The sequence below is a fragment of the uncultured Schumannella sp. genome, assembly GCF_905479755.1.
GTDB lineage: Bacteria > Actinomycetota > Actinomycetes > Actinomycetales > Microbacteriaceae > DCRR01.
In genome coordinates this window covers 19,179-36,914 of sequence record NZ_CAJQNT010000050.1, presented here as the reverse complement: position 1 = coordinate 36,914, position 17,736 = coordinate 19,179, and the positions used below count along the sequence as shown (strand labels likewise).

Annotated in this window: 15 protein-coding genes; 13 read left to right on the top strand and 2 right to left on the bottom strand. The window is 66.5% G+C overall.

Features of this window, described 5'->3' with window-relative positions; genetic code table 11:
- Positions 1-126 precede the first annotated feature (126 nt).
- Positions 127-1,209 carry a carbohydrate kinase family protein gene (locus tag QZ258_RS12130; RefSeq protein ID WP_294181905.1) on the bottom strand — a complete coding sequence of 361 codons (1,083 nt, stop codon included), beginning with the start codon at positions 1,207-1,209 and terminating at the stop codon, positions 127-129.
- Between the two features lie 58 nt (positions 1,210-1,267).
- On the opposite strand from QZ258_RS12130, the gene QZ258_RS12125 reads away from it, so the two are divergent.
- From QZ258_RS12125 to QZ258_RS12115, 3 genes are read left to right on the top strand one after another with little or no spacing between them, the layout of a single operon-like run.
- Positions 1,268-2,128, top strand: coding sequence for a class I fructose-bisphosphate aldolase (locus QZ258_RS12125; RefSeq protein WP_294181903.1), 861 nt, complete (start codon positions 1,268-1,270; stop codon positions 2,126-2,128).
- Positions 2,125-3,306, top strand: a complete 1,182-nt coding sequence (locus QZ258_RS12120; RefSeq protein ID WP_294181901.1) for a Gfo/Idh/MocA family protein — start codon at positions 2,125-2,127, stop codon at positions 3,304-3,306. Before QZ258_RS12125 ends, QZ258_RS12120 begins: the two co-directional genes overlap by 4 nt.
- Positions 3,307-3,325: 19 nt before the next feature.
- The gene (locus QZ258_RS12115) at positions 3,326-4,432 is read left to right on the top strand and encodes a serine hydrolase domain-containing protein (RefSeq protein WP_294181899.1); all 1,107 of its coding nucleotides are present in this window, start codon (positions 3,326-3,328) and stop codon (positions 4,430-4,432) included.
- 41 nt (positions 4,433-4,473) lie between these two features.
- On the opposite strand, the gene QZ258_RS12110 is transcribed toward QZ258_RS12115, so the two are convergent.
- Entirely contained in the window at positions 4,474-6,327 is a 1,854-nt protein-coding gene (locus QZ258_RS12110) for a glycosyl hydrolase 2 galactose-binding domain-containing protein (RefSeq protein WP_294181896.1), read from the bottom strand.
- Between the two features lie 167 nt (positions 6,328-6,494).
- Here QZ258_RS12110 and QZ258_RS12105 point away from each other — a divergent pair, with 167 nt between their 5' ends.
- From QZ258_RS12105 to QZ258_RS12060, 10 genes are all read left to right on the top strand, one after another.
- Entirely contained in the window at positions 6,495-7,499 is a 1,005-nt protein-coding gene (locus tag QZ258_RS12105; RefSeq protein WP_294181894.1) for a class I mannose-6-phosphate isomerase, read from the top strand.
- Positions 7,500-7,513: 14 nt separating this feature from the next.
- Positions 7,514-8,536 carry a LacI family DNA-binding transcriptional regulator gene (locus QZ258_RS12100; protein WP_294181892.1) on the top strand — a complete coding sequence of 341 codons (1,023 nt, stop codon included), beginning with the start codon at positions 7,514-7,516 and terminating at the stop codon, positions 8,534-8,536.
- Positions 8,529-9,440, top strand: a complete 912-nt coding sequence (locus QZ258_RS12095; protein WP_294181890.1) for an NAD(P)-dependent oxidoreductase — start codon at positions 8,529-8,531, stop codon at positions 9,438-9,440. The genes QZ258_RS12100 and QZ258_RS12095 overlap by 8 nt, the downstream gene beginning before the upstream one ends.
- A gap of 134 nt (positions 9,441-9,574) precedes the next feature.
- Entirely contained in the window at positions 9,575-10,930 is a 1,356-nt protein-coding gene (locus tag QZ258_RS12090) for an extracellular solute-binding protein (RefSeq protein WP_294181888.1), read from the top strand.
- Positions 10,931-11,055: 125 nt separating this feature from the next.
- A complete protein-coding gene (locus QZ258_RS12085; RefSeq protein ID WP_294181886.1) occupies positions 11,056-11,940 on the top strand; it encodes a carbohydrate ABC transporter permease in 885 nt (294 codons plus the stop codon).
- Positions 11,937-12,878 (top strand): carbohydrate ABC transporter permease, encoded by a 942-nt coding sequence (locus QZ258_RS12080; RefSeq protein ID WP_294181885.1) that lies wholly within the window; start codon positions 11,937-11,939, stop codon positions 12,876-12,878. The genes QZ258_RS12085 and QZ258_RS12080 overlap by 4 nt, the downstream gene beginning before the upstream one ends.
- A 10-nt stretch (positions 12,879-12,888) precedes the next feature.
- Complete coding sequence (dgoD, locus tag QZ258_RS12075; RefSeq protein WP_294181883.1) at positions 12,889-14,055, top strand: galactonate dehydratase; 1,167 nt, start codon at positions 12,889-12,891, stop codon at positions 14,053-14,055.
- Positions 14,049-16,163 carry an alpha-galactosidase gene (locus tag QZ258_RS12070; RefSeq protein WP_294181881.1) on the top strand — a complete coding sequence of 705 codons (2,115 nt, stop codon included), beginning with the start codon at positions 14,049-14,051 and terminating at the stop codon, positions 16,161-16,163. The genes dgoD and QZ258_RS12070 overlap by 7 nt, the downstream gene beginning before the upstream one ends.
- Positions 16,160-17,062, top strand: a complete 903-nt coding sequence (locus QZ258_RS12065) for a sugar kinase (RefSeq protein WP_294181880.1) — start codon at positions 16,160-16,162, stop codon at positions 17,060-17,062. Before QZ258_RS12070 ends, QZ258_RS12065 begins: the two co-directional genes overlap by 4 nt.
- Positions 17,053-17,673 (top strand): bifunctional 4-hydroxy-2-oxoglutarate aldolase/2-dehydro-3-deoxy-phosphogluconate aldolase, encoded by a 621-nt coding sequence (locus QZ258_RS12060; protein ID WP_294181878.1) that lies wholly within the window; start codon positions 17,053-17,055, stop codon positions 17,671-17,673. The genes QZ258_RS12065 and QZ258_RS12060 overlap by 10 nt, the downstream gene beginning before the upstream one ends.
- Positions 17,674-17,736 lie beyond the last annotated feature (63 nt).

Sequence of the window (17,736 nt, the reverse complement as noted above, 5' to 3'; positions counted from 1 at the left end):
CGAGTACCAGCTGGCCGTGTCGGTAGACCGCGAGACTGGTGCCGCCGGTGTCGAGACCGAGCGGGTCTTCGGACCACGCGTCGGCCACGGACTCGTAGCCGGACGCGACGAAGCCCGCGGTCTCGATCACGACGACCTCAGTGCGCTCTCCAGGTCGCTCGGATGCCCTGCCGCCACGGTCGCAAGGGGAAGACCCGCCACTCGCGCGGCGGCCACATCGGCCGCGAAACGCACCGCCGCATCCGGGGCCGTTCCGCGGAGGACGGCCGCGAGCAGGCCCGCCGTCGCGGCGTCACCTGCGCCGGTGGTGGTGACCGGCACGGTGACCGTCGAGGCGGGAACGGTTTCGCGACGGTCGTACCACGCGCTCGGAAGGCCGGCCACCGCCGACCCGCTGCGGGCGAAACGGGCGGCATCCGCCGTGGTGAAACCGAACCCCCGGACCCCGTCGGACACGACCGCGATCGCGGCGCCGCGATCAACGAGCAGCTGAGCCGCCGCCAGCGGAGTGCCGTCGCCTAGCGCGTCGGAACCCAGGGCGGATGCGAGGTCGTCGATGCTCGGAGAGACGATGTCCGTCGAGGGGAGCGCGGCGGTCAGCACCTCGTCCCAGAACATCCGCGTCTGCTTGGTGGGAGCGTCGACGACGGCGAGATCCAGGGATGTGGTGATACCGGAGGCGCGCGCTCGATCGAGGAGCGCGACGAGCGGTCTTCCCTTTTCGGCGACGAGAGCGGGGAGGAGGGACGGATAGCCGATGTGCAGCAGATCGACGCCGTCGAGCACCACGTGCGTTCCATCGAAGAGGGTGTTGGCGCCGGTGTGGTGCCAGAAGGTGCGGTCACGCCCCGGCGGCTGGAACACGATGGAGTACGAGGTCGTGGCCGCTGTGGTGCGGAATCCGCGTATGTCGAGTCCCCGCCCCGCGGCGAGACGGCGGAGGGGCACGGAGAGCTCGTCATCGCCGATGTCAGCGCACACCGCCACCGAGACCTCGAGCTCGGCGAGGTCGCCGCCGGTGTTGGCGACGCAGCCTCCGGGAGTCATCCGCAGTTCACCCACGGCGCTCAGATCGCCGGGGACGAGAGACGGCAAGGAGTCGAGACCCGGGGTGAGGTCGACGCAGACGTGGCCGACGACCAGGGCCATCGGGCCGGCTGAGCCGCCAACCGCACCTACGCGCGAACTGGAGTCCGGCCGTGCGCTCATAGTCCGAATCTCCTTGGGCTAGACAACGTTGTCTCAGTATAGTACCGTTCCCAGGACAATGCACACATATCGACTCAACAGACTGTTCAACCCACGCTCGAACCGTGCTCTCGACGTCGCTGTCGATCACGGCTTCTTCGGAGAACCCAGCTTCCTCACCGGCATCGAAGACATGAAGTCCAGCGTCGCCACGATTGTGGCCGCCGGCCCTGACGCCGTTCAGCTGAGTCCCGGTCTCGCTCCATTGCTGCAGCGCATTCCGCAGCGACCGAAACCCGCGCTCGTGATGCGCACGGATATCGCCAACATCTACGGCAACCCTCTCGACAGCCATCTGTTCAGTCATGTCTTCCCGGATGCCATCGAGCAGGCGGTACGCTTCGACGCAGCGGCGGTGTGCGTCAACCTGCTGTTCCTCCCGGGGCGCCCCGAGGTGCGCGAGCAGTGCGTGCTGAACATCATGAAGCTGCGTGCCGAGGCCACGCGCTACGGCATGCCCCTCATGATCGAACCGCTCGTTATGCAGGACAATGCGAAGGCCGGCGGCGGGTACATGGTCGACGGAGACACCGACAAGATCGCAACCCTCGTGCGCCAGGCGCGCGAGCTCGGCGCCGACCTGATCAAAGCCGACCCGACCGACGACCCGCTCGACTTCCACCGGGTCGTCGAAGTGGCCGGTGACATCCCGGTTCTGGTGCGCGGTGGCGGCCGTGCACCGGACGAGACGCTGCTCCGTCGTACCGAGACCGTGCTGGCGCAGGGAGCGCGCGGCATCGTCTACGGTCGGAACATCATCCAGCATCCGAACCCGGCCGGCATCACCGCCGCACTGATGGGCGTCCTTCACGACGGCCTATCCGTCGACGACGCGCTGGCATTGATCGGGGCCGGTACGGACGAAGAGGGTCTTGCATGAGCACGATTACTCCCCAGGCGGTCAACGTGGGCATCGTCGGCGGCGGACTGATGGGCCGCGAGATCGCCGCTGCGATCCAACGCTGGCCCGCGCTGATCGACCATCCGGTTCGGCCTGTGCTGACCGGTGTCGCCGACATCAACCCCGCCGCCCTCGACTGGTTCGACCAGATACCCACCGTCACCACGAAGGTCACGGACTACCGGGAGCTGCTTGCCGATCCGGAGATCGACGTCGTCTACATCGCCGTGCGCCACGACCTGCACCAGCAGATGTACATCGACACGCTGCGCGCAGGGAAGGACCTGCTCGCCGAGAAGCCGTTCGGCATCGATGCCGCGGCCGCTGATGCGATCCTCGCTGCGGTCGACGAGACCGGACGTTTCGTCCGCGTGTCGAGCGAGATGCCGTTCTTCCCCGGTGCTCAGGCCGCTATCGACTTCGTTCGCGGAGGCGGCGTCGGTCGTGTGATCGAGGTATCGAGCGCGTTCCTCCACTCGAGCGACTACGACCTCGCGAAGCCGGTGAACTGGAAGCGGCAGTCGCAGTACTGCGGCGAGGCCGGGGTCATGAACGACCTCGGACTCCACGCCTGGCACGTTCCGCTGCGCCTCGGTTGGGCGCCCGCGCGACTGTATGCGGTGCTGCAGGACCTGATTCCCGAACGACCGGGCGCGTCGGGGGCGATGGTCGTGTGCGACACGATCGAGAACGCGACGGTCACCGCGACCGTCCAGGCGGAGGCCGGGGGCGTCATCTACGAGTTTCCTCTCGTCGTCGAGACGAAGCGCATCGATCCAGGACAGAAGAACACCTGGCGCCTGCGCATCTCGGGGCTTGACGGCGTCGTTGAGTTCTCCACGGCCGAGCCGAAGACCCTACGGGTGCTGCAACGTCCGGGATTTCCCGGTGCGCCGGCTGGCTCGGAGCAGGTCTGGCAGCACGTTCAGGCGGGCAGCCAGTCGATCTGGCCGACCGTCACCGGCGGCATTTTCGAGTTCGGGTTCTCCGACGCGATCCTGCAGATGTGGGCTGCCTTCCTCGCCGAACGGGCGGGGTCGCTCGGCGACAGGTTCGGGTGCGTCACGCCGCAGGAGGCGTGGTTGACGCACCGCCTGTACGATGCGGCGCTGACCTCGCAGCGCGAGCAGCGCGTGGTCGCGCCGGTGCTGACGTAGTGTTTCGAGGGGTGAGTGGATGATCGAGCGGGACCAGTGGACGGTCGCGGCCGGCTACGAAGCGGCAGCTGGCGTTCTTGAGCGTCAATGCGCCGACGACCTGGACTATTCGGCGCAGGTCGCGGCGTATGTGGACGGCGAGCTCGTACTGGACGCCTGGGGAGGTCCGGGTCTCCGGTCGGACTCGCTGATCTGCGTGTTCTCGGTGTCGAAGGGGGCCTCCGCGATCTGTCTGGCGATGCTCGTCGAACGCGGGCTGCTCGACCTTGATGCGCCGGTGGTTCGCTACTGGCCGGAGTTCGGCGCGCACGGCAAGCAGCACGTGCTGGTGCGCGAACTGCTCAGTCACCGAGCCGGTCTCGTCGAGGCGGACGGCGGCCTGAGTTGGGCCGAGTTCACCGACGACGCACGGGGTTCCGCGCGCCTCGCCGAGCAGCGACCGTTCTGGCGTCCGGGGATCGGATGGAGTTATCACGCTCTCACCCTCGGCGTGCTGATGAACGAGCTGTGCCGTCGGGTGGCTGGGGAGTCGCTGCAGCAGTTCTTCGAGCGTGAGGTGCGCGCGCCCTGCGACATCGACTTCTATCTGGGACTGCCCGAGGATCTCGAGACCCGGGTCGCTCCCGTCGTGATCCCGGACGTCCCGCCCGCGTCGTCGTCGCCGACGCAGGTTATCGACCTGATCGTCGCTCCGCTGCTGCTCGACCCCGGCCTCGATCACCTGGCGAACTCGAGGGAGTCCCACGCCGTGGGCATGCCTGCCGCCGGCGGTGTCGGATCCGCGCGCGGCATCGCCCGCCTGTACGCGTCGGTGGTAGACGACCTCGGCGCACCGCGTCTTCTGACGGATGCGACGGTCGCCGACTTCGGTCAGATCCAATCGGCCGGGACCGACCTGTTCAGCGGCCAACCCGGCCGGTTCGGCGTGGTGTTCCAGAAGCCGTTCGCAGACCGGCCGTTTGCCGGCCATCGAGCGATTGGACACGACGGTGCCGCGGGAGCGCTCGGCTTCCTCGACCCGGGCAACGGGCTCGCGTTCGGATACACGACCAATCGCATGGCACCGGCCGGGGGTGAGCGCCGCGCCGACGAGATAGCGGCGGCGCTCGCCTGGCCAATTCGCTGACCTGTGCCCCCCGGGGAGGACCCAGACTCCGCGCCGAGGACCTAGCCCCGGAATGCCCGTCGTAGGGCGTCTCCCACCGGCTTGATCGCCCCCTCGAAATCGAGCACCGACAGGCTGACCGCGCACGGGAACGTGTCGTGTCCCAGCCAGACGATGAATCCGCCGACCGCCGGGAAGCGGTTGCGGCTGGCCGTGGCCGCGTACCCCAACCACTCGGCCTGGCGCGCCTGGCTGTGCGCCACCCACTCGTCCAGAGTTCCGGTCCCGTCCCACCTCTTGTATTCGCCCAGCCACCACGCCGAGGAGTGCGACCACCGCTGCTGCAGCGCGGCGCGCTCCGCGGGGGTGGCGGTCGGACCGGCCATGTCGAACCGCTCGAGGAGGTCGATACTGCTCGCGCCGCTCATCCCGACCTCGCTGCGCAGAGTCGAATCGTCGGCATCCCAGTAGCGCTTCCAGTCCTCGAACGACTTGTCGTACTCCCACGGTCCATGCACATCGTGATGCACACCGGTGCCATAGTCGTCTTCCCGCGCCCACGTGCTCGGGCCCAGCGGTGACGTAGCGACGTACCGCCGGGTGGGATCGTCGTCGGCGAACGCGTACTTCGCGGCGGCCAGCGCCGGATGCGTGTCGTCGAGAGGCTCGATGTCGGTGATCACCGGGCTATCGGTGGTGAGCTCGTTGCCACCGCCCCAGACGGCGAGGCTGGCGTGATGCGAGATACGTCGCGCGTAGCTCCTGGCGATCTCGGCGAGCTCAGCTGCGAACTCCGGGTCGTCGGGCGGGGAGTTATCGATCCCGCTCGAGGACAGCGGAAGCTCCTGCCAGACGAGGAACCCGTACTCGTCGGCCAGGTCGTAGAACTCCGCGCGCTCGAGAGCGGCCCCACCCCAGACACGCAGGAGCACGACACCGAGGTCGCGGTAGGCGTTGAAGCGGAGCCGGTAGTCCTCGATGCGGACATCGGCGTAGTCGGGCCGGATCGGTACCCAGTTGACGCCCGCGAGGAAGATCCGCCGTCCGTTCAGCTCGAGCAGCCACGGCTCGGCGCTTGCCGGGGCGCCTTCGGTCGTAAGCCACCGGAGATCGCGGAAACCCACGCGACGGGTGACGGAGTCGCCCGGGATCTCGACCGTGACCTCGTACAGATTCCGGTCGCCGGCGGTGTGCACGGTCCACGCCTCGACGGATCCGACATTGAGGTAGTGCCATTCCCCATCGGCACTGATCGTGTGCCCAGCCGATGTGCCGGGTCCGGTGATGGTCACCGTGCCGCTCTGACCTGCCTCGGATGCCGTGACCCGTACGCGCAGGCGACCGGTCCCGGCCTGCGCGTCGTACTCGGGGAGTACCCGCACGTCGTCGATCACTGCCCCGGCGCGGGCCTCGAGGGCGATCGGACCCGCGATGCCGAGCTGCACGATTCGGGGAGTCCAGTCCCAGCCGTAGTTGAACCGCGCCTTCCACTCCCGGATGCGGCTGGTGCGACCGATCTGCCCGAGGTCGTCGGGCACCTGCGTGAAGACGATCGTGAGATCGCGGCCGCCGCCCGCGATCGCCTCCGTCAGGTCGAACTCGACGGGGATCAGCGACCCCCGGAAACGGGCGACCTCCTCGCTGTCGACCAGGACGACGCCGGCATAGTCGAGGCTCTCGGCGGTGAGGATGATGCGATGGCCCGCGGCGGCATCGAACATGTCTGCGGGAAGTTCGGTGGTGTAGCTCCAGTGCCGGTTCTCGATCCATTCCGACGCCCGCGACTGCGTGCCCACGTAGGGTGACGGCACGATGCCCGCCTCGACGAGGGCGCCGCGCACCGAGCTGGGTACCCACACGGTCAGGGCGGCGACGTCGTTGGTGCCGTCCTCTGTACGGGCGAATGACTTGCCCATCTCCCAGTCGTTCTGCCGCCAACCGCGAAGGGTCCAGGGTTGTTCGCTCAAATTCCAGCGTCTGCGCATGGGGTTCTCATCTCATCGTCGAGTGGTCGCGTCACTGCGGATCGCACGATCCATGTCAATCTGTTGCCCGCTGGGACAACGTTGTCTACGATTGTATCGTGCAACCGTTCGTCCTAGGACCCAATCAACCCAGAGATCGCTTCTACCGCGGCGGCGCGCTGATCGCGGACTTCCGCGGGACGGAGGCAACGGGAGACCACGTACCCGAGGACTGGGTCGCGTCGACCACGAGCATGGCTGGGCATTCGACTCTTGGGCTCACCACACTGCCGGACGGGCGTCTTCTCGTCGACGCGGTCGCCGCCGATCCGGAAGGATGGCTGGGGCCGGGTCACGTGTCCGCCTACGGCGCCGACACACGGCTGCTAGTCAAGCTGCTTCACGCCGGACAGCGCCTCCCCGTGCACGCGCATCCAGACCGCGAGTTCGCGAGTCGATGGCTCGGTCGTGCGCACGGCAAGGTCGAGGCCTGGCACATCCTCACAGGCGGTGACATATACCTGGGTGTGCGCGCAGACGTCGACCTCGCTGACGTCGCCGCCCTCGTCGACTCTCAGGACACCGACGGCCTCCTCGCCCTGCTGCGTCGGCGACGGGTCGAGCGCGGCGACACCGTTTACGTACCGGCCGGCATGCTGCACGCAATCGGCGAGGGCATACTGCTGGCCGAGCTGCAGGAGCCGGAAGACCTCTCGATCCTCTTGGAGTGGCGCGGGTTCGACCTCGACGGAGCCGCGGACGGCCATCTCGGTGTTGGATTCGACCGCGCACTGACCGCCGTCGACCTGCGGCCGGTATCCGAGGAAGCGCTCGATGCGCTGATCACCTCCGACGCATGGGGTTCTTGCACGCTCCCGCCGGCGGCAGCGGAGTACTTCCGGTTGGAGCGTCATCGGGTCACGGCCGACCTGTTCGAGATCGCTCTAGATCAGGGCTTCGCCATCGTCCTCGTCACGGACGGGGCGATAACGCTGGCGACGAACGACGGCGAGAAGATCCTGGCGGTCGGTGGGACGGTGGTCGTGCCCTGGGATGCGGGAGCCATGACGATTTCCGGCAGTGGAGAAGTCCTCGTGGCGCGACCACCGGCGCCGCCGTCATGAGACAGAATGTGGGAATGGTGATTTCGAGTGGCCGCCCCACGATGGTGGACGTCGCAGCTGACGCCGGAGTCAGCCTCAAGACCGTTTCTCGCGTCGTCAACCGCATCTCGACGGTCGATCCGGAGATGGCCGAGCGGGTCTACGAGTCGATCCGCAAGCTCGGGTTCCGCCGCAACGACGTCGCGGCCAGTCTGCGCTCGGGCACCGAGACCCGCACGATTGGCCTCATCACCGCCGACCTGTCGAACACGTTCTACTCGACACTGTCCAGCGCGATCGCGGCGGTGGCGCGCGAGCGCGGGTTCCACGTGATCATTTCGAGTTCCGAGGAGAACGACGAGCTCGAGCGCAGCACCGTGCTCGACCTGTGCCAGCGTCGGGTCAGCGGATTGATTGTGGTGCCCACATCGAGTGACCACAGCTATCTGCGCGCCGAGGTTGAGCTGGGCATCCCTGTCGTCTTCGTGGACCGCCCCGGCATCGGCCTCGAGGCCGATGCGATCCTCGTGGACAACCGAGGTGGAGCCTCAGATGCTGTGGCCGGTCTGATCGCGCGTGCTCATACGCGCATCGGCCTGCTCCTCGACGCCCTCGACATCTTCACGATGCGCGAGCGGTTGGCGGGCGCGCAGAAGGCGATGGAGACCGCCGGCCTCACCTTCGATGACGACATCGTCTCGTTCACGTCGCATTCGCCCGATGATGCGGTCTCGGCGTTGGCGGGGATGCTGGATCTTCCGGACCCGCCGACTGCGGTGCTGTGCGGGAACAACCGCAGCACGATCGGAGCGGTAGAGGAGATCTGGCGGCGCAGCGCTGATGTCGAGGTTGTCGGGTTCGACGATTTCGAGATGTCGCGATTGCTGCCGCAGGCCGTGACGATCGTCGACTACGACACCGAGGCCCTGGGCATCGCATCCGCTGAGCGGCTGTTCGATCGGATCGCGGGCGACACCTCCCACCCCCGGCAGGTTCTCCTACCCACACGGCTGGTCAGCAGGGGCGGGCGTTGGCCGGTCGCTCCGAAAAATGCCTGAGATCGCACGGCTCGATCCGTTCCTCCTCGGCAGGGTGCTCGTCACGGGTGCGAACGGATCGATCGGCCGAGAGGTGGTGCGACAGCTGACGGCGGCGGGGGTCGAGGTGACCGGCTTCGATCGACATGCCGGACCGCCGGGCGCGTCGACCGAAGCCGACATGTTCATCGTCGGAGACTCACGGAACGAGCGCGACGTCGCCCGCGCGCTCGTCGGCTGTGCCGCGGTGATCCATTGCGCAGCATTGCCGTCGCCTGCCGCAGGGACGCCGCATGAAGTCTTCACGACCAACGTCGTGTCGACGTTCACGGTGCTGAGCGCGGCCGGGCAGGCCGGTATCCGGCACGCGTCGATAGCGTCGAGCATCAATGCGATCGGCGTGACGTTCAACAGTCACGACGTGATGCCCGCCTACTTCCCCCTCGACGAACAGCTGCCCTCGCAGCTCGACGACTGGTACTCCCTGTCGAAGCGGCAGGACGAGTTGACGGCGGCGATGTGTGCGAGCCACTGGGACATGGCGATCGCCTGCCTGAGGTTGCCGCACACCGGTCCCGAATCGTTCATAGCCGAGATCAGTGCCCTGAACCTGGTGGACCCCCGGCGGGCGGTAAAGGAAGGCTGGTCGTACCTGCATGTCACCGATGCGGCCCGAGCACTCATCATGGGCCTCTCACTGCCGACGCCCGGCGCGGAGATCCTGTTCGTCGCGGCCGCCGAGACGTCGGTACCGTGGCCGACAGCCGATGGGCTGGCGCGCTGGGCACCGGGGGTGCCAGTGCGGCAGCCCATCCCTGGTCGTGCCGTCGGAGTCGACACATCGCGAGCTCGTGAGTTGATCGGGTTCGAGCCGGAGTACGTGTTCCCGATCACGTCCTGCGATCTCGACTCGATCTCGGTTTGATCATCGAAAGGTGATGCGTCTTGACATCGCCATGGGTTTGGATCAATATGAGACAACGTTGTCCGACCGGATGACGCGCACGGCTCCGGCCAGACCCACACCGGAATGCAGACCGAAATGACTGAGGAGTTTCAATGATGAAACCAAGGGCAACCCTGCTCGCGGCTCTCGCCGCCGTCGTCGTCCTAGGAGTGGCCGGCTGCGCGCCCGCCGCTGCTCCGGACGAGGATGGACCCGTGACGATCACCGTCACGGGCAAGCCACCGGCCGATCAGCCGGAACAGTTGAAGGTGTTCAACGACCGCATCGATGCGTTCATGGCGGACCACCCTGATATCACGGTCGAAGGCTCCGACAAGAACTTCGACCCGCAGACCTTCAACGCGATGCTCGCTGGGGGAACTCTGCCCGACTTGTACGTCGTCTACTTCACCGACTCGCTTTCGATCGTTCGCAACAAGCAGGCCGGTGACATCACCGAAGCACTCACGAGCACCGGCATCCTGAATCAGTTGAACCCCACCACGCTGGAACTCGCCTCCGACGACGACGGCAATGTGTACGGCGTTCCCTTCACGGCCTATGCACTTGGTCTCGTCTACAACCGTGACCTGTTCACCCAGGCCGGACTCGACCCGGACAAGCCCCCGACCACGTGGGACGAGCTGCGCGATTACGCCAAGCAGATCACCGAGGCGACGGGCGTTCCCGGCTACGGCACGATGACGCAGACCAACACCGGTGGCTGGATGCTCACGGCGGCGACCTACTCGTACGGCGGCACGATGGAGAACGAGGACGGGACCGAGGCGACGTTCGACGACGGCCCGACCGCCGAGTACCTCACGCTGCTCAGCGAGATGCGTTTCGATGACAAGTCGATCGGCGACAACATTCTCTACGACCAGGCCGGCATCGGGGAGGCTCTCGCCTCGAACCGCGTCGGCATGTTCATCGGGTCGCCTTCTAGCTACCACGATGCGACCGTCACCTATGGCATGAACCCCGAGAGTATCGGTATGGGCCCGATGCCCCAGGCGAACGGCACCAACGGCTCTCTCACCGGTGGCGGCGTGTTCATGGTGAGCCCGGATACCACCGAAGCGCAGAAAGAGGCGCTCGCCCTCTACGTGAAAGAGGTCTATCTCGACGCGAAGCTCATCGAGAAGAGTGCGGTGGACGCAGCGAAGGCGAACGCGGATCAGAATCTGCCCGTCGGACTGCCGGAGCTACAGGTGCTGAGCGACTCGAGCTACGAAACGTACCTCGGATGGATCAGCGAGTACATCAACGTGCCGCTGTCGAACTTCGACCCATACACGGCCTCGCTCACGACGATGCCGCTGCTGATCGAACCGCCAGTCAAGGCGCAGGATGTCTACGCCTCGCTGGATCCGGTGATCCAGGCGGTACTCGCCGATCCTCATGCTGACATCGACGCGTTGATCGCGAGCGCGATCACCACCGTCAACGGCAAGATCGCCCGCTAGCAGTCGGCGGGCGGGGGCACCGCCCTCCGCCCGCCGGATTGCGCGCAAAAATCGAGGTCATGATGTCCGTAGTACAAGACCGAACGACGGAGGCCGCCACGTCCGTCGTTCCGCGTACCCGAAGCATGGCTCCGCGGGTGTGGTCAAGGCGTGGCGGGCTCACCGCGATCATCTTCGCGCTCCCCGCGCTCATCGTCTTCGGATACTTCTCCTGGGGCCCCATCGTTCGCGGGCTCATCATGAGCTGGCAGAGGATCAATTTCGCCGCCGAGCCGAGTTGGGTCGGATGGTCCAACTTCGCCTATGTTCTCAGCGACCCGTTGCTGCCGCAGGCCGTGGGAAACACTCTTCTCTTCGTCGCGCTGGGACTGGTCATCGGGTTCCCGGTGCCACTCTTCCTCGCCGTCTTCATGGCCGAGCTGCGGAAGTCCAAGCGCCTCTTCAATCTGCTGGCCTATCTTCCCGTCGTCATCCCGCCGGTCGTGGCGATCCTGCTCTGGAAGACCTTCTACGACCCCGGCGCCACAGGCCTCTTCAACCAGATCCTCGGGTTCTTCGGCATCGCTCCTCTGGGCTGGCTCAACTCGCCGGCGCTGGCCCTGCCATCGATGGTCATCGAGGCGACCTGGGCGGGTGCCGGCGCCACCGTCATCATCTACATCGCCGCTCTCACGGGGGTGCGCAGTGAGCTGTACGAGGCTGCAGATCTCGACGGCGCGGGCATCTGGTCCAAGATCTGGAATGTCACGCTCCCACAGATCCGCGGGGTGATCATCATCATGGTGCTCCTGCAACTCATCGGAACCATGCAGGTCTTCGCCGAGCCGTTCCTGTTCACGGGGGGAGGGCCGAGCAACTCGACGATGACCGTGCTGCTCATGATCTACAACTACGCATTCGTCTCGCAGGACTTCGGCGCCGCCAGCGCGCTGAGCACATTGCTCGCGCTGGCACTCGGCGTGCTGAGCCTCGCCTACTTCGCGGCCACCAAGAAATGGAGCACCGAATGACCGTGGCGGCATGGCTGCGCGCCGGTATCCAGAACCGGCGAGACCGTGAGATCGAGGCCGATGAGCGGAGCATCATCTCTCCCGCCGATCGGAAGCAGTGGAGCGTGCGGATCGTGCTGTTCCTCGTCCAGGCCCTGATTCTCGTTGGGCTGTTGATCGTTGGGCTGGGCCCGCTGCTCTGGCTGGCGAAGTCGGCGATCTCTACGACGCAAGACATCATCACCGACCCTCTGGGGATCTTCCCGTCCGGCGTACTGCAATGGCAAAACCTCGTCACCGCGTGGGAACAGTCGGCCATCGGCAAGTACATGCTCAATACGGCAGTGATCGCCGCAGGCCAGGCCGTCGTGACCCTGTTCGTCTGCACGACGTGCGCGTACTGCCTCAGCGTGCTCAAGCCGCGGTGGGCACCGATCCTCTCGGCGGGGATTCTCGCGACCCTGTTCGTTCCCAGCATCATTGCGCTTGTGCCGTTGTATCTGACGATCCTCGATCTACCGATCGTCGGAGGCTCGCTGATCGACAACTACTTCGCGCTCTGGCTCCCCGGGGCGGCCAACGCGTTCATGATTCTGGTGACCAAGAGGTTCTTCGACTCGTTGCCTCGCGACCTGTTCGAGGCTGCGCGAATCGACGGAGCGGGAGCGTGGCGTATCTTCCTCGTCATCGTGCTGCCGCTGTCTCGTCCGATCCTCGGCGTCGTCGGGCTGATCACGATCATGGCCTCCTGGAAGGACTTCCTCTGGCCTCTGCTGGTCATCACCAATCGCGAACTGCAGCCCATTTCGGTGGCGCTCTTCCTCAATCTCAAGAACACCGAGCTGAGCGTGCAGATGGCGGCGCTGTTCATCGCGCTGATCGTGCCCGTCGCTCTGTTCGTCGTGTTCCAGAAGCAGTTCCTGCGCGGGGTTTCGGCCTCTGCGGGCGTCAAAGGCTGAAGGGGCTGTCGTGCGCATCGCCGCTGTCGAGACATTCGTGCTCAGCAACCGTCAGGCTCTGCTCAAGATCACCACATCGAGTGGCGTCGATGGGTGGGGTGAGGCCGTGGCTGAGAACTGGGCGCGTCCCACCGCAGCCGCCGTGGAGCGCATGGCGGAGTACCTGATCGGGCGGGATCCGCGTGAGATCACCAGGCTCTGGCAGGTGCTGACCCGCGGTGGGTTCTATCGTGGTGGGCCGATCATGGGGTCAGCGGTGTCGGGAATCGACCAGGCGCTCTGGGACATCAAAGGTAAAGCGTTGGGTGCTCCGATCCACGAGTTGCTCGGCGGGCCGACTCGGGACGTTGCGCGGATGTATGCACACGCGAACACGTATGCGGGGCCGGGTATCCCACGACGCAGCGGCAGCCCCGAACGGGCGAGAGAACTCGTCGCGGCCGGCTACACGATGCTCAAGTTCGCGCCGGATGAGGGTCCGGTCGGTTTCATCGACACACCGGCGTGGGCCGAGCGGTTCGTCGGCCAGGTGGAGGAAATGCGGAATGCGGTGGGTCCGGACATCGACCTGGCGATCGACTTCCATGGCCGACTCTCGGTACCGCAGTCGCGGCGCATCCTTCCACTGCTCGAACCGTTCGCGCTCGCGTTCGTCGAGGAACCCCTCCGGCCCGAGCACTCGGCGATGATCGGCGAACTCGTGCATGCGTCGTCGATTCCGATCGCGACGGGCGAGCGGCTCTACGACCGCACTGGCTTCCGCGGGGTGCTCGAGGCAGGCATCGCGCTGGTGCAACCCGACCTCTCACATGCCGGCGGCATCACCGAGAGCTTCCGAATCGCGACTCAGGCCGAGGTCTACGACGCGCAGGTCGCCCCGCATTGCCCGCTCGGGCCGGTGACGCTCGCCGCCTGCCTGCAGATCGACTTCGCAGTGCCCAATTTCTTCGCCCAGGAGCAGGTCATCGACGTGCACGATCCATCGAGTGCGTGGTTGAGGATCCTGCGGAATCCGGAGGTGCTGCAACTCGTGGACGGACACATACCTCGGCTGACCGGGCCTGGTCTCGGTATCGACATCGATGAGGACGTGGTTCGCGGCATGGTGGTGGACGGCCCTCTCGAGCCTGGGTCTCCGGTGTGGTCGTATTCGGACGGGAGCTTTGCAGAGTGGTGACGCTCGTCCATTTGCGCACGCCGGACAGCTCATCGAGTCCGACAAGCGTGCTGGTGGCGGTGTCCGAAGGCACTGGCGGTGCGCGGATCGTGCATTGGGGGAGACGACTGAGCTCGGAACCCGACGCCGACGTTCTGCGGCCCGCCGTAGCGCCCAGCGAGATCGACGCGGGAATGTCGCTGGACCTCCTGCCGTCGCTGGAGGCGGGATGGGCTGGCCGGCCCGGTATCCGGATGCGCCGCGACGGTCGCGCCGTATGGACACGTCTGATCGTGGCCAGCTTCGATGCCTCTTCCGACGGCTCTCGGTTGGTGCTTCAACAGGACGACCCCATCGCGGGAGTGAGCGTCACCTCGATGTTGGAGCTTTCGAAACATGGGCTATTGCTCATTACGCACACGGTGCGCAACGACGGTGCGATTGATCTCGAGATCGGCGATGTCGCGGTGGTGTTGCCGGTGCCCCAGCGCGCCCGTGAACTGCTCGATCTGACGGGGCGCTGGTGTCGCGAGGCCGCCCCGCAGCGTCACCTGCTTCCCCAGGGACTGTGGTTGCGTTCCAGCCGTCATGGTCGGCCCGGTCACGACAGTCCTTCGCTTTTCGCGGTCGGCACACCCGGCTTCGGCTTCAGGCACGGGGAGGTCTGGGCTTCCCATCTGGGTTGGAGCGGAAATCAGGATGCGTGGGCCGAGCGCCGGCCGTCGGCGCACACCGTGCTCGGCGCCGCCGAGGTGTTGGATCCCGGCGAGGTGATACTCGCCTCGGGGCAGGTCTACGAGACTCCGACGACATACGCCGCATACTCAGCTGTCGGTATGGACGGCGTGAGCGCGGCATTCCACGGGTGGTTGCGCGCTCGTCCGGCGCATCCGTCGAGTCCACGCCCCGTGGTGGTGAACGCCTGGGAGGCTGTCGGCTTCGACCACGACCTCGGCGACCTGACCCGAGTGGCCGACGACGGCGCACGGGCGGGCGCCGAGCTCTTCATGCTCGACGACGGGTGGTTCCGAGGACGGGTCGACGACACCGCGGGGCTTGGCGACTGGGCGGTCGACCTCGCACGCTGGCCGGACGGGCTGGCGCCGTTGGCTGATCATGTGCACGGACTCGGCATGAAATTCGGGCTGTGGTTCGAGCCCGAGATGGTCAACGAGAACTCCGACTTGGCGCGCGCGCACCCCGAGTGGATCGCCAGGCTCGGCCCCGCCCTGCCTCCACGATGGCGTCACCAACAGACCGTCGACCTGACGCATCCGGCTGCTTGGCAGCAAGTTTTCGAGAGCATCGACGCGGTCATCACCGCGAGCGGCGTCGACTATCTCAAGTGGGACCAGAACCGGGACCCGATGGTGGCGTTTCCCCGCGGCCAGACCCTCGCGGTGTATCGCATGATGGACGCGCTGAAGGCCGCGCATTCAGGTCTCGAGATCGAGTCATGCTCGGCGGGGGGTGCCCGCATCGACCTCGGCGTTCTTGCTCACGCCGACCGGGTGTGGCCGACCGATACGAACGACGCGCTCGAGCGCGAGAATCTGCAGGGGTGGATACAGGTCATATTGCCGCCGGAGCTCGTCGGCACCCAGATTGGGCAGGCGCGTGCGATCCACACGACGGGGCGTACACACGACCTGGGGTACCGGGCGGCGACCGCATTCTTCGGGCACCTTGGGTTCGAGTGGGGGGCCGAGAAATCCACCGATGGCTCCGACGACTCGCCGAGCCTGGCTCGGCTGATCGCGCTGTACAAGCGGCATCGCACGCTCATCCATTCGGGCACGCGCGTCCGCGCAGACCTGCCTGACGACGCCTACCGACTACACGGGGTGATATCGCCATCGCGGGACGATGCTCTGTACCTCGTCACAGCCGTGACGACGAGCGAGAACGAACTGCCCGGGAGCGCGCCGCTGATCGGACTAGATCCTGACGCCCGTTACCGTGTGAGCGTGGTGCAGGAGGTGTCGGCGTGCGTCATGCAGCGCCGCGCGCCTGCATGGATTGGTCAAGGTGTCGTGACCACCGGCGAGCTGCTGGCCGAGCTGGGACTGCCCCTGCCCGCCGTCAACCCCGAACAAGCGTTGTTGTTGAGGGTGGAGCGCAGCCGGTGAAGCTCGATCTGCTCGCGGTCGGCGAGACGATGGCGCTCGTGACTCCTGCGTCGACTGCACGACTCGAGCATGCCCGCGAGACTCAGCTGCACGTGGCCGGAGCCGAGTCCACAGTCGCTCTCTACCTCGCCGAGGCCGGTCGCAGCGTCGCCTGGGGATCCGCGGTGGGAGACGACCCGCTCGGGCGCCGCATCCTGCGAGAGCTCGCCGAGGGTGGGGTCGACACTCGTGCCGTGCGCGTCGACTCCACCGCGCGCACGGGGATCTATCTCAAAGATCCGCAGGGTCTGCAGAGTTCCGTTCACTACTACCGTGACGGGTCCGCTGCATCGCGCCTCGACGCCGACTACATCGAAGACCTGCAGCTCGGCGATGCCACGTTCCTGCATCTCACCGGCATCACCCCAGCGCTCTCCGACGGATGCCGCCGTCTGGTCGAACGTATCGTCGATCGCGTGAGCGCTGACTCGCACGTGCGGCTGTCGTTCGACGTCAACTTCCGTCCCGCGCTGTGGTCACCGGACGAGGCGGGGCCGCTGCTGGCCGCCCTCGCGACCCGCGCCGACATCCTCTTCGTCGGTCTCGACGAGGCCGAGGCGCTGTGGGGCACCCGGACTCCCGACGACGTGCGCGCGTTGCTGCCGGTGCCGGGGCGACTCATTGTCAAAGACGGCGCACATGGCGCGACCGAGTATCGGGACGGCACGTCCACATTCGTTGCCGCCCCCGCCGTTCCCATTGTTGAAGTCATTGGCGCGGGCGACGCCTTCGCGGCCGGATATCTAGATGCGTTGCTAGACGCCGCCGACGGCACGGCCGCCCTTGCGAACGGTCACGCCTTCGCGGCGCGCTCGCTCTCGTCGACCTCGGACTTCGTCAGGAGTGCACCGTGCACATAACCGCCCAGCTCGCCAACGACTGGTTCGACAACGCGTTCGCCGGCGCTCCCGTCATGGCGATCTTGCGTGGGCTTGGCGCAGAGCGAAGCCTCGAGATCTCGGTGGCCGCATGGAAGCTGGGCGTCACGGTGGTCGAACTGCCTTTGCAGTCGGATGCAGATGCCAGGGCTCTGAGGGTCGTCGCGGCTGCTGCTGCCGACCGCGGTCTCGCGGTCGGTGCAGGAACGATCACGAGCCCTGACTCGGTGCGCGCGGCGAGGGACGCGGGGGCGGCCTTCACGGTGAGCCCCGGTTTCGACCCTGTTGTGGTGCGCGCATCGTGGGCGTCAGGCATGCCGAGCCTTCCCGGAGTCGCGTCGGCGACCGAGGTGCAGCTTGCGACCGAGATGGGGCTGAACTGGCTCAAGGTCTTCCCGGCCTCGGCCCTCGGCCCTGCGTGGCTGAGCGCCATGCGCGGGCCGTTCCCCATCGTGTCATTCGTCGCAACCGGGGGCGTGGATTCGGCGAACGCAGCGAGTTTTCTCGAGGCCGGTGCGCGCGTGGTGGCGGTCGGGTCAGCACTGGAGCGCGCCGACCAGCTTCCCCGGCTCGCAGAGCTGCTCTCGCGCTGAGCGAGAGTCTCGGGGCTTGACCGCGAACTCGCCGAGGGCTATCGTCGATTAAGACAACGTTGT

Excerpts from the sequence above, each read along its gene's own strand:
- QZ258_RS12085 (WP_294181886.1), top strand. The coding sequence starts at position 11,056 with ATGGCTCCGCGGGTGTGGTCAAGGCGTGGCGGGCTCACCGCGATCATC.
- QZ258_RS12080 (WP_294181885.1), top strand. The coding sequence starts at position 11,937 with ATGACCGTGGCGGCATGGCTGCGCGCCGGTATCCAGAACCGGCGAGAC.
- QZ258_RS12100 (WP_294181892.1), top strand. The coding sequence starts at position 7,514 with ATGGTGATTTCGAGTGGCCGCCCCACGATGGTGGACGTCGCAGCTGAC.
- QZ258_RS12110 (WP_294181896.1), bottom strand. The coding sequence starts at position 6,327 with ATGGGCAAGTCATTCGCCCGTACAGAGGACGGCACCAACGACGTCGCC.
- QZ258_RS12090 (WP_294181888.1), top strand. The coding sequence starts at position 9,575 with ATGATGAAACCAAGGGCAACCCTGCTCGCGGCTCTCGCCGCCGTCGTC.
- QZ258_RS12120 (WP_294181901.1), top strand. The coding sequence starts at position 2,125 with ATGAGCACGATTACTCCCCAGGCGGTCAACGTGGGCATCGTCGGCGGC.
- QZ258_RS12115 (WP_294181899.1), top strand. The coding sequence starts at position 3,326 with ATGATCGAGCGGGACCAGTGGACGGTCGCGGCCGGCTACGAAGCGGCA.
- QZ258_RS12095 (WP_294181890.1), top strand. The coding sequence starts at position 8,529 with ATGCCTGAGATCGCACGGCTCGATCCGTTCCTCCTCGGCAGGGTGCTC.
- QZ258_RS12125 (WP_294181903.1), top strand. The coding sequence starts at position 1,268 with ATGCACACATATCGACTCAACAGACTGTTCAACCCACGCTCGAACCGT.
- QZ258_RS12130 (WP_294181905.1), bottom strand. The coding sequence starts at position 1,209 with ATGAGCGCACGGCCGGACTCCAGTTCGCGCGTAGGTGCGGTTGGCGGC.